Annotated in this window: 17 protein-coding genes and 1 riboswitch; of the genes, 8 read left to right on the top strand and 9 right to left on the bottom strand. The window is 69.3% G+C overall.

Annotation, left to right across the window (positions count from 1 at the left end; genetic code table 11):
- Positions 1-42 precede the first annotated feature (42 nt).
- Positions 43-1,092 carry an alpha/beta hydrolase-fold protein gene (locus WAE60_RS05265; protein ID WP_029909284.1) on the top strand — a complete coding sequence of 350 codons (1,050 nt, stop codon included), beginning with the start codon at positions 43-45 and terminating at the stop codon, positions 1,090-1,092.
- A gap of 7 nt (positions 1,093-1,099) precedes the next feature.
- Here the strand turns inward: WAE60_RS05265 and WAE60_RS05260 are convergent, their stop codons facing one another.
- Positions 1,100-1,561 (bottom strand): SAM-dependent methyltransferase, encoded by a 462-nt coding sequence (locus WAE60_RS05260; protein WP_337685309.1) that lies wholly within the window; start codon positions 1,559-1,561, stop codon positions 1,100-1,102.
- Positions 1,562-1,683: 122 nt separating this feature from the next.
- Here WAE60_RS05260 and WAE60_RS05255 point away from each other — a divergent pair, with 122 nt between their 5' ends.
- The gene (locus WAE60_RS05255; RefSeq protein ID WP_337685308.1) at positions 1,684-3,099 is read left to right on the top strand and encodes an amino acid permease; all 1,416 of its coding nucleotides are present in this window, start codon (positions 1,684-1,686) and stop codon (positions 3,097-3,099) included.
- Between the two features lie 22 nt (positions 3,100-3,121).
- On the opposite strand, the gene WAE60_RS05250 is transcribed toward WAE60_RS05255, so the two are convergent.
- Positions 3,122-3,613 (bottom strand): hypothetical protein, encoded by a 492-nt coding sequence (locus tag WAE60_RS05250; RefSeq protein WP_337685307.1) that lies wholly within the window; start codon positions 3,611-3,613, stop codon positions 3,122-3,124.
- Between the two features lie 78 nt (positions 3,614-3,691).
- Positions 3,692-5,512: a glutamine--fructose-6-phosphate transaminase (isomerizing) gene (glmS, locus tag WAE60_RS05245; RefSeq protein WP_337685306.1), complete on the bottom strand. Its 1,821-nt coding sequence runs from the start codon at positions 5,510-5,512 to the stop codon at positions 3,692-3,694.
- Positions 5,513-5,674: 162 nt separating this feature from the next.
- On the opposite strand from glmS, the gene glmM reads away from it, so the two are divergent.
- Positions 5,675-7,021, top strand: a complete 1,347-nt coding sequence (gene glmM, locus WAE60_RS05240; protein WP_029909277.1) for a phosphoglucosamine mutase — start codon at positions 5,675-5,677, stop codon at positions 7,019-7,021.
- A 211-nt stretch (positions 7,022-7,232) separates the two neighbouring features.
- Here glmM and WAE60_RS05235 read toward each other — a convergent pair whose 3' ends face one another.
- The 3 genes from WAE60_RS05235 to WAE60_RS05225 all read right to left on the bottom strand — a co-directional run bounded on the left by WAE60_RS05235 (position 7,233) and on the right by WAE60_RS05225 (position 8,984).
- Entirely contained in the window at positions 7,233-7,922 is a 690-nt protein-coding gene (locus tag WAE60_RS05235; protein WP_337685305.1) for an alternative oxidase, read from the bottom strand.
- Positions 7,923-8,124: 202 nt separating this feature from the next.
- On the bottom strand, positions 8,125-8,427 hold the full coding sequence (locus tag WAE60_RS05230) for a transcriptional regulator (RefSeq protein WP_029909268.1): 303 nt from the start codon (positions 8,425-8,427) through the stop codon (positions 8,125-8,127).
- A gap of 2 nt (positions 8,428-8,429) precedes the next feature.
- Positions 8,430-8,984: a hypothetical protein gene (locus WAE60_RS05225; RefSeq protein ID WP_029909267.1), complete on the bottom strand. Its 555-nt coding sequence runs from the start codon at positions 8,982-8,984 to the stop codon at positions 8,430-8,432.
- A 189-nt stretch (positions 8,985-9,173) separates the two neighbouring features.
- Here WAE60_RS05225 and WAE60_RS05220 point away from each other — a divergent pair, with 189 nt between their 5' ends.
- Entirely contained in the window at positions 9,174-11,585 is a 2,412-nt protein-coding gene (locus tag WAE60_RS05220) for a membrane-bound PQQ-dependent dehydrogenase, glucose/quinate/shikimate family (RefSeq protein ID WP_337685304.1), read from the top strand.
- A 34-nt stretch (positions 11,586-11,619) separates the two neighbouring features.
- Positions 11,620-11,698, top strand: a riboswitch (Fluoride riboswitch).
- 26 nt (positions 11,699-11,724) lie between these two features.
- The gene (locus WAE60_RS05215) at positions 11,725-13,074 is read left to right on the top strand and encodes a voltage-gated chloride channel family protein (RefSeq protein ID WP_337685303.1); all 1,350 of its coding nucleotides are present in this window, start codon (positions 11,725-11,727) and stop codon (positions 13,072-13,074) included.
- Here the strand turns inward: WAE60_RS05215 and WAE60_RS05210 are convergent.
- Positions 13,071-13,481 (bottom strand): hypothetical protein, encoded by a 411-nt coding sequence (locus WAE60_RS05210; RefSeq protein ID WP_337685302.1) that lies wholly within the window; start codon positions 13,479-13,481, stop codon positions 13,071-13,073. The genes WAE60_RS05215 and WAE60_RS05210 overlap by 4 nt on opposite strands.
- The gene (locus WAE60_RS05205; RefSeq protein ID WP_029909262.1) at positions 13,481-14,224 is read right to left on the bottom strand and encodes a DUF6065 family protein; all 744 of its coding nucleotides are present in this window, start codon (positions 14,222-14,224) and stop codon (positions 13,481-13,483) included. The genes WAE60_RS05210 and WAE60_RS05205 overlap by 1 nt, the downstream gene beginning before the upstream one ends.
- Before the next feature lie 70 nt (positions 14,225-14,294).
- Between WAE60_RS05205 and WAE60_RS05200 the strand changes: the two genes are divergently transcribed.
- Entirely contained in the window at positions 14,295-14,801 is a 507-nt protein-coding gene (locus WAE60_RS05200; protein WP_029909260.1) for a prolyl-tRNA synthetase associated domain-containing protein, read from the top strand.
- 3 nt (positions 14,802-14,804) lie between these two features.
- Here WAE60_RS05200 and WAE60_RS05195 read toward each other — a convergent pair whose 3' ends face one another.
- Entirely contained in the window at positions 14,805-15,197 is a 393-nt protein-coding gene (locus WAE60_RS05195) for a hypothetical protein (protein WP_029909258.1), read from the bottom strand.
- A 170-nt stretch (positions 15,198-15,367) separates the two neighbouring features.
- On the opposite strand from WAE60_RS05195, the gene WAE60_RS05190 reads away from it, so the two are divergent.
- Complete coding sequence (locus WAE60_RS05190; protein WP_337685301.1) at positions 15,368-16,282, top strand: co-chaperone YbbN; 915 nt, start codon at positions 15,368-15,370, stop codon at positions 16,280-16,282.
- A 10-nt stretch (positions 16,283-16,292) separates the two neighbouring features.
- Entirely contained in the window at positions 16,293-16,955 is a 663-nt protein-coding gene (locus WAE60_RS05185; RefSeq protein ID WP_029909255.1) for an LON peptidase substrate-binding domain-containing protein, read from the top strand.
- Positions 16,956-17,052 lie beyond the last annotated feature (97 nt).

Raw genomic sequence — 17,052 nt, 5'->3', positions numbered from 1 at the left:
AGTTGAGTGGCGTTCTCCCTGGGTGTGACACGGAGAGTCCCGATGATCCGGCTCGGCCTGCTGCTGGCGGCCTTCATGACCCTGCTGGCGGCACCGCCGGCCCTGGCCCAGAGCCAGGTGCGCGACTTCGTCGTCGCGTCCAAGGCCTTCGACGGCAACAAGATCGGCGTCAGTCCGCAGCGGCGGGTGCGGGTCTATCTGCCCGACGGCTACGACGCCTCGGGCCGGCGCTATCCGGTCGTCTACTACCTGCACAACCTGTTCGAGGACGAGCGCGCGGCCTTCGACCGCGACGGCTTCGCCGCCCTGCTCGACAAGGCGATCGCCGCCAGGGCGATCCCGCCGGTGATCGTGGTCGCCGCCGACTTCAGCACCTCGCTGGGCAGCTCGATCTACACCAGCTCGCCGGTGACCGGCCGCTGGGACGACTTCATGGTCCGTGACCTTGTTCCGTGGACGGACAAGCAGTTCAGGACCCTGGCGACCCGGGACTCGCGCGGCCTGGCCGGCGACCGCATGGGCGGCTACGGCGCGATCGCCTTCGGCATGCGCCACGCCGACGTGTTCGGTTCGGTTTACGCCCTCCACCCGGTGGGCACGGGCCTGGGCCTGCAGACCATGTCCTCGCGGCCCAACTGGGACCTGATCCAGAACGCCAAGTCGCTGGACGATCTGAAGGCCGACGGCTTCTCGCAGCTGTTCGTGGCGATCTACCAGGCCCACCTGCCCAATCCCGACAAGCCGCCGCTCTATGCCGACCTGCCGGCGCGCAAGGGTCCGGACGGGCGCATCGCGGTCGACATGGCCCTGACCGCCAAGCTTCAAAACAGCTTCCTGCTGGGCCAGAACCTGTCGCGCTACGCCGACAACCTGAAGACCCTGCGCGGCTTCAAGTTCGACTGGGGCCGCAACGACCCCAATCCCGACCACGTGGTTTCCAACCAGGCTTTCTCGCGGGCCCTGGTCGAGTTCGGCGTGCCGCACGAGGCCGAGGAGTATGTGGGCGGCTGGGGCGATCGCACCTGGGGCCCGACGGGGCGGGTCTATACCGACATGCTGCCGTTCTTCGCCCAAAACCTCGTGTACGAATGAAGCTGGCCTACCAGTAGTCCTTCATGATCTCCCGTGCCCAATCGGGCTCGCGGTGCTCGCCGCGCGGGGCGAAGCCGGCCATCACCGGCTTGAGGTCCAGGACCGGCGTGCCGTCGATGGCGTCCAGGCCCCGCACCTCCAGCGACAGGCCGTCCACCGAAACGATGTCGCAGACCGTCACCCCGATGCGATTGGGCCGGTTCTTGCCGCGCTGGGCGAAGATGCCGACCTTGGGCCAGGCGGTGTTGCCGCGCGGATGGCGGGCGCCGGTGACGATCTGGTCGTCGGTCACGCGGTCGAACACATAGACCACCTCGACATGGCTGAAGGCGTCCAGCCCGGCCAGGGCCTCGGCGTCGAAGCGGGCCGGGTCCAGGTCGATGCGCGCCCGGCTCTGGCCCCAGTCGTCGTCCTCGGGAACGTCGCGACCGCCGTGGACCACGCCGATCGGCGTCATGGTGATGGACATGGCTTCCTCCGCCTTCGGCCCAGCTTCGGCGGCGAATCCCGCGAAGGCAAGTTGATGTCGCGGGCCCGGCGAGGCTAGTTTGCCGCCGTTTTCCAGACCCCCCAAAGACTTCGAGGGACTCCATGGGCCAGTTTCGCGCGGCCGACCTTCTTCGCCGCAAGCCCGTGGGCCGGGTCATCGCCGAAGGCGGCGAGCACCTGCCCGAGGAGAGCCTGGACCGCTCGATCGGCCTGTTCCAGCTGACCATGCTGGGCGTGGGGGCCACGATCGGCACCGGCATCTTCGTGGCCCTGACCACGGCCGTGCCGGCCGCCGGTCCCGCCGTGATCGTCTCGTTCGTGATCGCCGGGATCACCGCGGCCCTGACGGCCCTGTGCTACGCCGAGCTGGCCTCGACCATCCCAGTGTCGGGCTCGTCCTACAGCTACGCCTACGCCACCCTGGGCGAGTTCACCGCCTTCCTGGTCGGGGCGTGCCTGCTGCTGGAGTACGCCGTCTCGGCCTCGGCCATCGCCGTGGGCTGGGGGCAGTACCTGAACGAGATGTTCTCCGACCTGATCGGCTGGCGCATGCCCGACGCCATCGCCAAGGCGCCCGGCGCGGGCGGGGTGTTCAACCTGCCGGCCGTGGTCCTGGTCGGCGCCTGCCTGGTCCTGCTGCTGCGCGGCGTGAAGGAGTCGGTGACCGTCAACGCGATCCTGGTGGTGCTGAAGCTGCTGGTGCTGCTGTTCTTCGTGGTCATCGCCTTCAGCGGCTTCCACGCCGGCAACCTGACGCCGTTCGCCCCGATGGGCGTGGCCGGGATCGGGGCGGCGGCCTCGTCGATCTTCTTCTCCTATATCGGCATCGACGCGGTCTCGACCGCCGGCGACGAGGTCAAGGACCCGCGCCGCACCCTGCCGCTGGGCATCATCCTGTCGCTGCTGATCGTCACCGGCGTTTACATCCTGGTGGCCCTGGCCGCCGTCGGGGCCCAGCCCTGGACCGCGTTCGCGGGGCAGGAAGCCGGATTGGCGGTGATCCTGCGCAACCTGACCGGCCAGGCCTGGACCTCGCTGATCCTCTGCGTGGGGGCCATCGTCTCGATCTTCTCGATCACCCTGGTGGTCATGTACGGCCAGACCCGTATCCTCTACGCCATGAGCCGCGACGGCCTGCTGCCATCCGTGTTCCAGCGGGTGAACCGCAAGACCCAGAGCCCCGACCTCAACACCTGGATCGTCGCGGCCTTCATCGCCCTGCTGGCCGCGTTCGTGCCGCTGGACACCCTGGTGAACCTGACCAGCATGGGCACCCTGATCGCCTTCGCCATCGTCTCGCTGGGGGTGATCATCCTGCGCCGCACCCAGCCGAACCTGCCGCGCGGCTATCGCGTGCCGTTCTATCCGCTCGTGCCGGTCGCCAGCGTCGCCTTCTGCGCCTACTTGATCGTCGGCCTGCCGCTGGACACCTGGCTGCTGTTCGCGGCCTGGGCGGCGGCGGCGTGCGTCGTCTATTTCGGCTATTCGGTGCGCAAGTCGAAGCTTGCGGCCGGATAGAACCGGTTGAGATCCAAAGTCATCACGGCCGTGCGCCGGCGGGTACATCACCCGGCGATGGGCACGCCATCCGGCTCGTCTGCTCGCCAAGTTTTTCAAGCGCGAGACGGATGGCGACAGCCGAGGTCAGGGTCTTGTTCTCGCATGGCCTGTCAGCCAGGGCCGCCTTGAGCGCCGGCGTGGCGCTCTGCGCGGGAGCGCCGATATTGCCCAGCATGGCGGCGGCCCAAAACCGCAGGGAATCGTCATCGTCGCGCATCATGCGGGCCAACGACTCGATATCGTCCTGGGTGACGCCGGCGTTTCCCGTCGAGTGCAAGCTCATCGCCAACTGGACCAGACTGTCGGACCGGGACCGACCGGGCTCCTGAGCCTCTATGCGCCGCAAGGCTAGCGTTATCTCAGACACGCCGGGACGATCGCCGGAATAGGCCGGTTGGAAACTCAAGAACGACGCCAGAACCAAGGGCAGGATAACCCACGCCCCCACGACGCGCCCTGCCCGCAAGCTCATGTGGCCATCCCCCAAAGGCAGATCGTCACCATCAAGCGCAAGCCAGTCCTGGCCCGCCTCAGGATGACTGGAAGAACCCTACTCCACCGTCACCGACTTCGCCAGGTTCCGCGGCTGATCCACATCCGCCCCCTTCACCACGGCCACGTGGTAGGCCAGCAGCTGGATCGGGGCCGACATCACCAGGGTCGAGACCAGCGGGTCGCTGGCCGGGGCGGTGACGACGACGCGGGCGCCGGCCGGGGCGTGCTTGGCGCCCTCGGGGTCGGTGATGAACACCACCTGGCCGCCGCGCGCCATGACCTCGCTCATGTTCGAGGCCGACTTCTCGAAATAGCTGTCGAAGGGGGCCAGGATGATGATCGGGGTCTTGTCGTCGACCAGTGCGATCGGGCCGTGCTTCAGCTCGCCGGCGGCGTAGCCCTCGGCGTGGATGTAGCTGATCTCCTTCAGCTTCAGCGCGCCTTCCAGGGCCAGGGCCGACATCGGACCGCGGCCCAGGAACAGCACGTCGCGGGCCTTGGCGATGTCGACGGCGATCTCCTTGAGGGCGTCCTCCAGGCCGATGGCCTCGGCGATCAGGCGCGGGGCCTCCAGCATCAGCCGGACCATCCGCTGCTCCTCGGCCGCGTCGATCGTCCCGCGCGCCTTGGCGGCGGCGACCGCCAGGGCGATCATCACGCTGACCTGGGCGGTGAAGGCCTTGGTCGAGGCCACGCCGACCTCGGGGCCGCAGTGGATCGGCCAGACCACGTCGACCTCGCGGGCCATGGTCGATTCCTGGGCGTTGACCACCACGGCGCTCTTCATGCCCTTGGCCTTGCAGTAGCGCAGGGCGGCCAGGGTGTCGGCGGTCTCGCCCGACTGTGACATGGCGATGACCAGCGAGCCGGGCCGCAGGGCCGGCTGGCGGTAGCGGAATTCCGAGGCGATCTCGACGTCCACCGGCAGGTCGGCCAGCTGCTCGATCAGGTACTTGCCGATCACCCCGGCGATGTAGGAGGTGCCGCAGGCGACGATCTGGATGCGCTCCAGCGCCTTGAAATCGATGTCGCCGGGCATGGCCGCGCGGGCCGTCAGGGCGTCGACATAGGCCGAGATCGTGCGCTGGCAGCCCTCCGGCTGGTCGTGGATCTCCTTTTCCATGAAGTGCCGATAGTTGCCCTTCTCCATCATCACGGCCGAGGCGGGGACGACCTTCACCGGGCGGGTCACCGGCGCGCCCGAGGCGTCGAAGATGCGGGCGCTGTCGTGGTCGATGGCCACGTAGTCGCCTTCCTCCAGATAGATCACCCGGTTGGTGAACGGGCCCACGGCCAGGGCGTCCGAGCCCAGGAACATCTCGCCCTGGCCCTCGCCCACCACCAGCGGGCTGCCGCGCCGCGCGCCCAGGATCAGGTCGTCGGCGCCCTCGATCAGCACGGCCAGGGCGTAGGCGCCGGTCAGGCGGTCCAGCGTGGCCTTGAAGGCCTCCAGCGGGGGCAGGCCCGTGGCCAGCTCGGCGTCGATCAGCTGGGCGATGACCTCGGTGTCGGTGTCGCTCTCGAACGTGCGGCCGGTGGCGGCCAGCTCGGCCTTCAGCTCGGCGAAGTTCTCGATGATGCCGTTGTGCACCAGGGTGACGCGGCCGGCGGTGTGGGGGTGGGCGTTCTTGACATTGGGCGCGCCGTGGGTGGCCCAGCGGACGTGGCCGATGCCGTTCTGGGCGACCAGCGGCTGCTCGGCCAGCACCGCTTCCAGGTTCTTGATCTTGCCCTGGGCCCGGCGGCGCTCGACCTTCCCCTTCACGACCGCCGCGACGCCGGCGGAGTCATAGCCGCGGTACTCGAGCCGCTTGAGGCTGTCGACCAGGCGTTCCGTGACGGGGGCTTTGCCGACGATGCCGATGATGCCGCACATGGGCCATGATCCTTTGTAGAACGCAGCGGTGAGGACTATTGCTACCGTCGCGGGATATTTCGAGCGCCGCCTTTAGCATTCGCTTATCGGCGGCCCTCATAAATCTGCATTTCGGATCGTTTCGCGGCCCGATCGAGACCGGATCAAGACAAAGTCGAGAACATGAGCAAGCGCGCGTATTTCGGGACCGACGGCATCCGCGGTCAGGCCAACAAGCACCCGATGACCGCCGAGGTCGCCCTGCGCGTCGGCCTGGCGGCGGGCAAGCTGTTCCGATCCCAGGACGACCGCCGCCACCTGGTGGTGATCGGCAAGGACACCCGCCTGTCGGGCTACATGATCGAGCCCGCCCTGGTGGCCGGCTTCGCCAGCGTCGGCATGGACGTGCGGCTGTTCGGCCCGCTGCCCACCCCGGCCGTCGCCATGATGACCCGCTCGATGCGCGCCGACCTGGGCGTGATGATCAGCGCCTCGCACAACGACTTCGCCGACAACGGCATCAAGCTGTTCGGTCCGGACGGCTACAAGCTGTCGGACGAGCAGGAGCTGAAGATCGAGGCCCTGATGGACGAGGGCCTGCAGGAAGGCCTGGCCTCGCCGCGCGACCTGGGCCGCGTCAAGCGCGTCGACGACGCCCAGGCCCGCTACATCGAGATCGTCAAGGCGACCTTCCCGCGTCACCTGAGCCTGGCGGGCCTGCGCATCGTCATCGACTGCGCCCACGGCGCGGCCTACAAGGTCGCGCCCGAGGCCCTCTACGAGCTGGGCGCCGAGGTGTTCCCGGTCGGCGTCGCCCCCAACGGCACGAACATCAACGCCGAGTGCGGTTCGACCCATCCCGAGACCATGGCCCGGCTGGTGCGCGAGTACCGCGCCGACATCGGCATCGCCCTGGACGGCGACGCCGACCGGCTGGTGATCTGCGACGAGAAGGGCGTGGTGGTCGACGGCGACCAGATCATGGCGATCATCGCCCTGGCCCTGGCCAAGGCCGACAAGCTGAAGGCCGGCGGGGTGGTGGCCACCGTCATGTCCAACCTCGGCCTCGAGCGCCTGATGGCCGACAACGGGCTGAAGCTGGAGCGCACCAGCGTCGGCGACCGCTATGTGATGGCCCGCATGCGCGAGGGCGGCTTCAACATCGGCGGCGAGCAGTCGGGCCACGTGATCCTGTCGGACTTCTCGACCACGGGCGACGGCCTGATCGCGGCCCTGCAGGTGCTGGCGGTGCTGATCGAGAGCGGCAAGCCGATGAGCGCCCTGGGCCGCCAGTTCGAGCCGGTGCCGCAGCTGCTGGAGAACGTCCGCTTCGCCGGCGGCAAGCCGCTGGAGCACAAGAGCGTCAAGGAGGCCATCGCCGACGGCGAGAGCCAGCTGAACGGCTCGGGCCGCATCGTGGTCCGCCCGTCCGGCACCGAGCCCCTGATCCGCATCATGGCCGAGGGCGACGACCCGGCCCTGGTCAGGAAGGTGGTCAAGTCGATCGTCTCGGCGGTGAAGGCGGTCTAGGGCGCTCGCCCAATCAACACCAAAACCGTTGTCATCCCGGAAGCCTCGCAGAGGCTGTCCGGGACCCAGGGGGCTGGGCTGAGGCTTTGCGGTTCACCTGGGTCCCGGATAAGCGCTGCGCGCTTTCCGGGATGACAACATTTGGAGACAGCGCAACGCCCCGAGGGGGACTCCTCGGGGCGCGCGCGGGGCCTGAGCTGGGAGGCTGGCGTCAGGCCGCCGCTTTCCAGTTCGGCTCCAGCACCACGTGCGGCGGGCAGGGGGCGATCTCGCCCTGCGGCAGGCCGCGGAGTTCGTTGGCGAAGCCGTGGTTGACGTCGCGGTGGTGGGCCTCGTCGGCGCGGACCACCTCGACCACGTCCCGCAGGGTGGAGCCGGCGGGCAGGTTCCAGTAGTCCAGCGCGATCTGCGGCGCCGGCACATTGGCGCTGCGCCCCTCGTCGATCTCGGCCAGGTAGTGGGTGTAGCTGATCACAGCCTCTTCCTCGAAATAGCCGACCACGCGGTGGGCGGTCTTGGAGCTGACCAGGTAGAGGCCGAAGAAGAACAGGTAGAACACCCACTGGGCGGCCACGACGACGAAGCGTTCGAACAGGGTGGGCTTGGCGACCTCGATGAAGGTCATCAGGTGCATCCGCTCGTTCTCGGCCTCGTCCATCAGGGTCTTGATCCAACCCTTGTCGCCTTCCATGCGGCGCAGGCACTTCAGGTGGGTCAGCGTCGCGCCGACCATGCCGGGCACCGCCGCTACGGTTTCCAGGACCACGGCCCGGTGGCCGTAGCGCTTGGCGAAGAAGGTGTCGGCGCAGAAGCGCAGCAGCTTGACGAAGCCATAGGCGACGCGGTCCGAAACGCCGGCGGGCTTGTGGTGGACGGTCAGGTCGATGGCTGGGCTGGTCATGATGGTTCCCCGAAAGGGCCGGTCCGCTTCGGGCCGGTCATGACGCCTTGGTACGCCCGGCCGAGGACAGGCGAAATTCGGGGCCGCCCCCTAACGGACGCCCCCTAAGGGGGGCTACGTAACGCCGTTTGGCGCGCCCATTGCACGGGGCGGCGCGCAAAAAGACCCCCCACGCCTCGCTGCGCGGGGGGAGGAGAGGCCCCTAGTCGCCGTCCACGCCCTCGACCACGGCGCGCAGGTAGTCGACGTGACGGCGGAAAGCCTTGCGGCCGGTCTGGGTCAGGGCCGCGCGGGTGCGGGGCCGCTTGCCGACGAAGTCCTTGGTGATCTCGACATAGCCGGCCTTCTCCAGGGTGGTCAGGTGGCTGCCCAGATTGCCGTCGGTCGCCTGGGTGGCGGCCTTGAGGCGCGAGAACTCCACCGGCTCGGCGTCGCGCTCGGCGTGCAGCGCGGCCATGATCTTCAGCCGCAGGGGCTGGTGGATAAGCTCGTCCAACTCGGCCACGCTCACGCTCCCCGCATCCACAGGCCCGAGACGAACAGCGACCCGCCGCCGGCCGCGGCCATCCAGAAGGTCAGCCAGGGCTGGAAGAAGAAGAAGCCGACCAGGCTGGCCGCGAACAGCGCCGCGCCGATCCACAGGTAGCGGGGGGCGAAGGCGATGCCGATCCCGGCATAGACCAGGCCGGTGACCAGGCCCGGATAGGCGATGGCGGCGTCGGTCGACTCGGGGCGGAACAGGGCGAAGGTGCCGGCGAAGAAGACCAGGATCACCAGGACGCCGGCCGCGATCTTCCAGCCCTGGCCGGGCGCCGCCGTCCCCTTGCCGCGCCGGGCCAGCAGCATGGTCGAGCCCACGCCGATCACGTCCAGGACCAGCCACAGCACGCCCCAGCGCTCGGGCGCCAGCAGGCCCATGGCGGTGTAGCCGGCCGCCCAGACGACGCCCCACACCATCAGGATCGGGGCCGCGTGATGATAGCCCTTCATCAGCCGGCTGCGGCCGGCAGCGGTCTCGATGTCGGTCAGGGCCGACGCCGCCTCGGATTTGGAAATGCCCATCGCACCCTCCGTTGAACTTCGCGCCCAGAGCGCTCTGTGATGCAGAGTTATCATGTCCAAATGCTCTGTCAAGCAGAGTCCTCTATGATCTATTCGCGATGCGCCGCGATCGGTCTCGCGACGGGGGAACCGAAGCCTCGCTGAACATGTTCGGTCCAGTACACGACAGTTCGGTTTCGGAGCATGGCGATGGCGTCCCTGGCATCTTCTCGAAAGGGCGCGGGCGCCTGGGTCGCCGTGGTCCTGGGCGTCGTCCTGGCCCTGATCGGCCTGGTCCTGGCGATCGGCGGCGCCTGGCTGGCCGTGCTGGGCGGTTCTCCCTACTACGTGCTGGCCGGCCTAGGCCTGCTGGTGTCGGGCGTCCTGTTGATCCAGAGGCGCGCCCTGGGGGCCTGGATCTATGTCGGCGTGTTCGTCGCCACGGTGCTGTGGGCGCTGTGGGAGGTCGGGCTGAACGGCTGGGCCCTGGTCCCGCGCGTGATCGCCCCGACCGTGCTGCTGGTCCTGGTGCTGGCCGTCCTGCCGACCGTCGATCCGGGGCCGGAGGGTCGCAGGAAATCGCTGATCGGCTTCGCGGGCCTGGCGGTCTTCCTGATCGTGGGCGGCGTGGTGGTGGCCGGCGCCAACAAGGCCAAGGTCGACGGGCCGCTGCCCGCCGTCGCGGCCATGACCGACAACGATCCCTCCCTGATGCGGGTGGGCGCCGACTGGCCGGCCTATGGCGGCACCTACGCCGGCCAGCGCTATTCGCCCCTGAACCAGCTGAACCCGGACAACGTCCGCAACCTGGCCCGGGTCTGGATGATCCGCACCGGCGACATGCCCAGCGCGGCGGCGCAAGGGAAGTACGGCGCCGAGAACACCCCGCTGAAGGTGGGGAACATGCTCTATGTCTGCACGCCCAAGAACATCATGATCGCCATCGACCCGGCCACCGGCCAGACCCGCTGGCGCTACGACCCCAAGGTGCCGGACGAGGCCATCCCTTACACCGCCGCCTGCCGGGGCGTGTCGTACTACGCCGTGCCCGGCGCCGATCCGGCCAAGGCCTGCTCCACCCGGATCATCGAGGGCACGCTGGACGCCCGGCTGATCGCGGTGGACGCCCGGACCGGCGTGCCGTGCGCCGACTTCGGGACCAACGGCCAGGTCTCGACCAATGTCGGCATGGGCCCCTCGGCGGCCGGCATGCTGTCGATCACCTCGGCCCCGACCATCGTGCGCGGCGTGGTCGTCACCGGCCACCAGGTGCTGGACGGCCAGCGGCGCGACGCCCCGTCGGGCGTGATCCAGGGCTATGACGCGGTCACCGGCGCCCTGCGCTGGGCCTGGGACATGACCCGTCCCGACATCACGACCCTGCCGCCCGAGGGCCAGACCTACACCAAGGGCACGCCCAACATGTGGACCACCGCCACCGGCGACGAGGCCCTGGGCCTGGTCTATCTGCCGCTGGGCGTCAGCGCCGCCGACTACTGGAGCTCCAGCCGCTCGGCGCTGGAGAAGCAGTACTCGACCTCGCTGGTCGCCCTGGACGTGACCACCGGCAAGCCGCGCTGGAGCTTCCAGACCGTGCACAACGACGTCTGGGACTACGACCTGGGCTCGCAGGGGACGCTGGTCGACTTCCCCGCCGCCGGCGGTCCGGTCCCGGCCGTGGTGCTGCCCAGCAAGCGCGGCGACATCTTCGTGCTGGACCGCCGCACCGGCCGGCCGCTGACGGGCGTGGAGGAACGCGCCGTGCCGCAGGGCGGGCTCGAACCCGAGCAGCGCTCGGCCACCCAGCCGTTCTCGCTGTACCACAGCCTGCGCAAGGCCGACCTGACCGAGAAGCAGATGTGGGGCATGTCGCCGATCGACCAGATGATCTGCCGCATCCAGTTCAAGCGGGCCAAGTACGACGGCTTCTTCACCCCGCCGGTCGCCGACCGCCGCTATGTCGAGTATCCCGGCTACAACGGCGGGTCGGACTGGGGCGGCGTGGCCGTCGACTCCAGCCGCGGCGTGATCGTCGCCAACTACAACGACATGCCCAACTACAACCGCCTGGTGCCGCGCGCCGTGGCCGACGCCAAGGGCTGGACCCCGCGCGGCGACGCCCGCGGCGGCTCGATGAAGAAGGGCGCGGAAGGCGCGGGCGACCCGCAGGTCGGCACGCCCTACGCCATCGACGTCAACGCCGGCTGGCGCCTGCCCCTGACCGGCCTGCTGTGCAAGGAACCGCCGTACGGCGGCCTCCGCGCCATCGACCTGCGCACCGGCAAGACCCTGTGGGACCGCCCGTTCGGCTCGGCGCGCACCAACGGTCCGTTCGGCGTCCCCTCGCACCTGCCGCTGGACATCGGCACGCCCAACAACGGCGGGGCGGTGGTCACGGCCGGCGGGCTGGTGTTCGTGGCCGCCGCCACCGACAACCTGATCCGCGCCATCGACCTGAAGACCGGCAAGACCATCTGGCAGGACAAGCTGCCGGCCGGCGGCCAGGCCACGCCCATGACCTACGACGTCGGCGGCAAGCAGTACGTGGTCATCATGACCGGCGGCCACCACTTCATGGAGACCCCGATCGGCGACCAGGTCATCGCCTATGCGCTGAAATAGCGGATTTGACAGGCCTCACCGTGGTCGCCTAGAAGCCGGCCACGGTGATGGATTTCCGCCGGGCGTCATGCCGAACCGCTCCTCAGGAAGGAGCCGATGATTCCTACCCGACCGCGGTACGCCGCGAGAAAGAGGAATCGTGTCTGAACTGCCTGCTTCTCCCCGTTTCGACCGCGCCGCCCTGAAGGCCTTCGCCGGCCTGCGCTGGCGTCACCTCAAGGCCGTGCTGGCCTGGGCCGCGATCCTCGCGCCGATGGCGGCGGCGGTCGGTTCGCTGTGCGCCCTGTTCCTGTGGAGCCTGGACCTGGCGACCCGGACGCGCCTGGCCCATCCCTGGCTGCTGTTCGGCCTGCCGCTGGCGGGGCTCGTGGTGGGCCTGGCCTATCGCTGGAAGGGCGGGCTGGCCGAGGGCGGCAACAACCTGATCGTCGAGCAGATCCACCAGCCCGGCGGCGGCGTGCCGCTGCGCATGGCGCCGTTCGTCCTGGTCGCCACCGTGGTCACCCACCTGTTCGGCGGTTCGGCGGGACGCGAGGGCACGGCGGTCCAGATCGGCGGAAGCCTGGCCGCCGCCTTCGGGCGGCTGTTCCGGCTCGATGCGGCCGGCGTCCGTGTCCTGCTGATGGCCGGGATCGCGGCCGGCTTCGGCGCGGTGTTCGGCACGCCGGTGGCCGGCGCGGTCTTCGCGCTGGAAGTCCTGACCCTGGGCCAGGTCCGCTACGAGGCGCTGATCCCTTGCCTGTTCGCCGCCCTGGTCGGCGACTGGGCCTGCCGGGCCTGGGGCGTCCATCACGCGCCCAACGCCGTCCACACGGTCGTCGCCGAGCTGGACCCGCTGCTGCTGGCCAAGGTCGCGGCGGCCGGCGTCGCCTTCGGCCTGACGGGTCTGCTGTTCGCCGAGGCCCAGCACCGGCTGGGCGCGCTGTTCAAGCGCCTGATCCCGTATGCCCCGCTGCGGCCGGTGGTCGGGGGCCTGATGGTCATCGCCCTGGTCTACGCCCTGGGCACGCGCGCCTATCTGGGCCTGGGCGTCTTCTCCAACAACCCGGCCGACCCGACCATCGCCGGCTTCTTCGAGGCGGGTCGGATCGACCACTGGAGCTGGCTGCTGAAGATCGTCTTCACGGTCGTGACCTTGAGCTCGGGTTTCAAGGGCGGGGAGGTGACGCCGCTGTTCTTCATCGGCGCGGCCCTGGGCAACGCCCTGTCGTGGGCGCTGGGCGCGCCGACCGACCTGTTCGCCGCCCTGGGCTTCGTGGCGGTGTTCGCCGGCGCGGCCAACACGCCCCTGGCCTGCACGATCATGGGGGTGGAGCTGTTCGGCGGCGGCCAGACCGCCTATCTCGCCGTGGCCTGCTTCACCGCCTACCTGTGCAGCGGCCATTCGGGCATCTACCTGGCCCAGCGGCTGGGCGTGGCCAAGGTGCGGGGCGGGGAGGTTCCGGCCGGCCGGCCGCTCCGCGAGGTCCGGGAACGGCGGTCGACCTAGGCGAAGACTTCCTCGATCTCGGCGGCCGGCCGATACGGCCGACCGAAGATCGACCAGTTCATCTTGCGCCAATGGGGCAGGGTGCAGCCCAGGTAGAGGGCCGAGGGGATCAGGATGATGAAGACGCCCAGCATCGGATAATGGGCGCGCCAGTCATAGTGCGTCAGGTACCGCCCCAGGATCGACGTCCCGGCCATGCCGGCGACCAGCACGACGGGCCATCGGCTCAACCGGGTCAAGGCCAGGGCGTGATACGCCAGCCAGACGACCGGCATGAGCACGGTGAAGCTCACGACGGCTACGGCTCCGCTGCTGACAAGGCGCGCGATCGGCGCCAGCCCGATGAGCGACCAGATCGCGACGATGATCCAGATCGACAGCGGCGTGCGGTGCTCGCGCGTCTTCATCACCCGACCTTCGGCGGCTTCAGCCGGCGCTTGTTGACGTGGGTCTGCGGGGCCGGGGCCTCGATCTCCTCGGGGAACTCGCCCTTGAAGTAGAAGCGCTGCCACGCCTCCTTCATCGCCTCGGGCTCGCGCTTGAAGATGCGGGCGTTGAACTCGCCGCGCTTGGCGGCCCAGGCGTCGTACTGGCCGCGCAGGTCGGGGTTGGAGTTCATCGACCGGATCACCGGCTGCACCTGCTCCAGCGGCTTGTCCTGGATCATCATGAAGAAGCAGAACGGCTCGCCCTTCTCGAAGCGGATCGTGCCCGGGCGGGTGAAGATCCAGTTCATCGTGAAGGGGAAGGGCAGCCAGTCGGTCTCGACCAGCCCCGCCAGCGGCTGGACGCCGTCCTTGACGTGGTTGGGCGGGCCCATGGTCCAGATCGACCAGCCCGGCGGCGTGCGGAACAGGTAGCCGGTGTGGAAGGTGATGGTCCCGCGCGAGAAGTGCGACTTCACGAAGTCGTCGAAGCCCGGATGCGGGTGGTCGGCGCGGAAGGTGATGCAGTTCTGGTGCGCCCCGCCGTCCCAGGTGGCCGTGAAGCCGACCGGGCACAGGATCTCCCAGCCGGTGGTGTTGGCCATGGTCAGGGGCAGGCAGCGATAGGGATGGCGGTCGGCGAAATGGTCCATCCAGGCCCGCTGGGGCCGTCCCGGCACGATCTCGGGCGGACGGGCCTCGGTGGGGTAGCACTCCAGTTCCATGCCGGTCTCTTCTTCCTGGGCCTAGCTTGAGTCTGGTCTAGCGGGCTCGGGCTCGGCTAGGAAGTCCCGTATGAAGACCCGCGCAGACCTGTTCGCCTTCCTGGACGCCCACGGCGTCGCCCATTCCACGCTCGACCACCCGCCGGTGTTCCGCGTCGAGGAGGGGTTGGAGATCAAGGCGGCCCTGCCCGGCGGCCACACCAAGAACCTGTTCCTCAAGGACGCCAAGGGCCAGCTGTGGCTGATCTCGGCCCTGGGCGAGACGGCGATCGACCTCAAGCGCCTGCACACGGTGATCGGCTCGGCCCGGCTGTCGTTCGGCAGCCCGGAACTGATGGTCGAGACCCTGGGCGTGACGCCCGGCTCGGTCACCGCCTTCGGCCTGATCAACGATACCGGGCATCGCGTGCGCTTCGTGCTGGACGCCGCCTTGGCCCGGGCCGATCCGGTCAACTTCCATCCGATGGCCAACGACGCCACAACGGCCGTTTCGCAGGACGGCTTCCGCCGGTTCCTGGCGGCCTTGGGGATCGAGCCGATGATCGTCGATTTCGCGGCGATGGCGGTGGTCGCCTAGGATTCAGCGCGGCGCGGCCCTGCGGATGCTCAGGCAAGGCTGGTCCGACCCGTAGCCGTCGCAGGCCGCCTCCGACACCTCGAGGCGCACCCGGCCGAGTTTGACGCTCGAGCACTGGTCCAGGCGGGTCTTGAGCTCGGCCAGGGGGATGTAGTGGGTCTCCTGGCTGTAGGCGGCGTAGAGCCCGTGCGCGGCCGCATCCATGGGCTTGGCCCCCATCGCCGCGCGCATGACGATCGTGTCGTCGCTCGGGAGCGGCCAAAAGAACAGCGCCGAACGATCATGAGGCGACGCCGAGGCGAACCTATTCAGCGCCTTGCAGAAGTTCGGGCGGTTCAGCGGCGATGGGGTCGTCTCCTGGGCGAACGCCGCTCCGGCGGCCAGGGTGAGTCCCATTCCCAAGATCGCCGCCCGTCGTTTCATCTCAGCCCCGCGAGGTTCGGTGGGACCTCACCACTTAAGCTTGCGGCGCTCAAGGCCGTTTCACGTGGCGCCGATTGCACCGCGCCATGCGAAGGACCATCTTGGCGGCTCGAGCGTTCCCCTACCCAAGTTACGAGAGACCTATGGCCTTGATCGGCGACACCCCTCCTCCCATCCAGGCCGGCGGCGCGCCAAAGAGCGCGCACATCAAGGACGGCACGGACGCCAGCTTCATGGCGGACGTGATCGAGGCGTCGAAAACCCAGCCGGTGATCGTCGACTTCTGGGCCACGTGGTGCGGCCCGTGCCGCCAGCTGACCCCGGCCCTGGAAAAGGCGGTCAACGCCGCCGGCGGGGCGGTCAAGCTGGTCAAGATCGACGTCGACAAGAACCCCGGCTATTCGGGCCAGCTGCGCGTGCAGTCGATCCCGACCGTCTACGCCTTCGTCAACGGTCAGCCGGTGGACGGCTTCCAGGGCGCCCTGCCCGAGAGCCAGGTCAAGTCGTTCGTCGACCGCCTGGCCGGCCCGCCCGCCGAGAGCGACGTCGACGCCCTGCTGGCCATGGCCAAGGAGTCGGTCGAGCTGGGCGACGTCGGCGGCGCGGCCCAGGCCTTCGCCCAGGTGCTGCAGATGGACCCGGCCAACGTCAAGGCCATCGGCGGCCTGGCCAAATGCTACCTGACCGGCGGCGACCTGGAAGGCGCGGCGGAAGTCGCGGCCACCGCCCCGGCCGGCGCCAAGGACCCGGACCTGGAAAGCGTCCGCGCCGCCCTGGCGCTGGCGGAAGACGCCCCGTCCGAGACCGCGCCGTTCGAAAAGCGCCTGGCCGCCGACGCCGACGACCACGAGGCCCGCTTCGAGCTGGCCAAGGCCCTGGCCGGCGCCGGCCATCTTCAGGCCGCTTCGGACCATCTTCTGACCATCATCGAACGCGACCGTGCCTGGAACGACGAGGCGGCCCGCAAGCAGCTGCTGACCGTGTTCGAGGCCGCCGGCTACGCGTCCGAGGTGGCCAAGGCCGGCCGCAAGCGCCTCTCCTCCATCCTCTTCAGTTAGGGAGCGTACCATGCCGGGATCCTATCGAAGGGCGGACGACCTGCCGCTGGTGATCCCGGTGTTCCCGCTGGACGGCGCCCTGCTGTTGCCCGGCGGCCAGCTGCCGCTGAACATCTTCGAGCCGCGCTACCTCAACATGTTCGACGACGCCATGTCGGGCGAGCGGATCATCGGCATGGTCCAGACCCGTCCTGGCGGCGACGTCGAGCGGCCCAACCTGGCCCCGGTGGGCTGCGCGGGGCGGGTGACCAGCTTCGCCGAGACCAGCGACGGCCGCTATCTGGTCACCCTGACGGGCGTCTGCCGGTTCCGGGTGGGCGACGAGCTGCCGGCCCGCTCGCCCTATCGCCAGGTGCGCGCCGACTTCGCGGCCTTCGAGGCCGACCTGCGCGAAGGCTCGCCCCAGGCGGCGAGCGCCGGCGACCCCTCGCCCCTGCTGGAGGCCCTGCGCCGCTATCTGGACCATCGCGGCCTGGCCATCGACTGGTCCAGCGCCGAGGCCGCCCCGTCGGACGCCCTGATCAACAGCCTGGCCATGGCCCTGCCGTTCGAGCCGGTCGAGAAGCAGGCCCTGCTGGAGGCCCCGACCCTGGCCGAGCGCCGCGAGACCCTGGTGGCCCTGCTGGAGATCGACGCCGCGGGCGACGACGAAGACCCGACGATGATCCAGTAGCCGCGGCCGAAGAACCCCCTCCGGCCCTTCGGGCCACCTCCCCCAGAGGGGGAGGATCTATCGCCCCCAGATGCTCCCCCTCTGGGGGAGCTGTCGC

The organism is Caulobacter sp. CCG-8 (assembly GCF_037402475.1).
Lineage (GTDB): Bacteria > Pseudomonadota > Alphaproteobacteria > Caulobacterales > Caulobacteraceae > Caulobacter.
This window is presented reverse-complemented; position numbering and strand designations above follow the sequence as displayed.

What these genes read in the sequence shown, in the direction of transcription:
- WAE60_RS05260 (WP_337685309.1), bottom strand. Translation starts at nt 1,561, where the DNA reads ATGTCCATCACCATGACGCCGATCGGCGTGGTCCACGGCGGTCGCGAC.
- WAE60_RS05250 (WP_337685307.1), bottom strand. Translation starts at nt 3,613, where the DNA reads ATGAGCTTGCGGGCAGGGCGCGTCGTGGGGGCGTGGGTTATCCTGCCC.
- WAE60_RS05200 (WP_029909260.1), top strand. Translation starts at nt 14,295, where the DNA reads ATGAAGACCCGCGCAGACCTGTTCGCCTTCCTGGACGCCCACGGCGTC.
- WAE60_RS05210 (WP_337685302.1), bottom strand. Translation starts at nt 13,481, where the DNA reads ATGAAGACGCGCGAGCACCGCACGCCGCTGTCGATCTGGATCATCGTC.
- WAE60_RS05195 (WP_029909258.1), bottom strand. Translation starts at nt 15,197, where the DNA reads ATGGGACTCACCCTGGCCGCCGGAGCGGCGTTCGCCCAGGAGACGACC.
- WAE60_RS05185 (WP_029909255.1), top strand. Translation starts at nt 16,293, where the DNA reads ATGCCGGGATCCTATCGAAGGGCGGACGACCTGCCGCTGGTGATCCCG.
- WAE60_RS05225 (WP_029909267.1), bottom strand. Translation starts at nt 8,984, where the DNA reads ATGGGCATTTCCAAATCCGAGGCGGCGTCGGCCCTGACCGACATCGAG.
- WAE60_RS05255 (WP_337685308.1), top strand. Translation starts at nt 1,684, where the DNA reads ATGGGCCAGTTTCGCGCGGCCGACCTTCTTCGCCGCAAGCCCGTGGGC.
- WAE60_RS05220 (WP_337685304.1), top strand. Translation starts at nt 9,174, where the DNA reads ATGGCGTCCCTGGCATCTTCTCGAAAGGGCGCGGGCGCCTGGGTCGCC.
- WAE60_RS05205 (WP_029909262.1), bottom strand. Translation starts at nt 14,224, where the DNA reads ATGGAACTGGAGTGCTACCCCACCGAGGCCCGTCCGCCCGAGATCGTG.
- WAE60_RS05190 (WP_337685301.1), top strand. Translation starts at nt 15,368, where the DNA reads ATGGCCTTGATCGGCGACACCCCTCCTCCCATCCAGGCCGGCGGCGCG.
- glmS (WP_337685306.1), bottom strand. Translation starts at nt 5,512, where the DNA reads ATGTGCGGCATCATCGGCATCGTCGGCAAAGCCCCCGTCACGGAACGC.
- WAE60_RS05235 (WP_337685305.1), bottom strand. Translation starts at nt 7,922, where the DNA reads ATGACCAGCCCAGCCATCGACCTGACCGTCCACCACAAGCCCGCCGGC.
- WAE60_RS05265 (WP_029909284.1), top strand. Translation starts at nt 43, where the DNA reads ATGATCCGGCTCGGCCTGCTGCTGGCGGCCTTCATGACCCTGCTGGCG.
- glmM (WP_029909277.1), top strand. Translation starts at nt 5,675, where the DNA reads ATGAGCAAGCGCGCGTATTTCGGGACCGACGGCATCCGCGGTCAGGCC.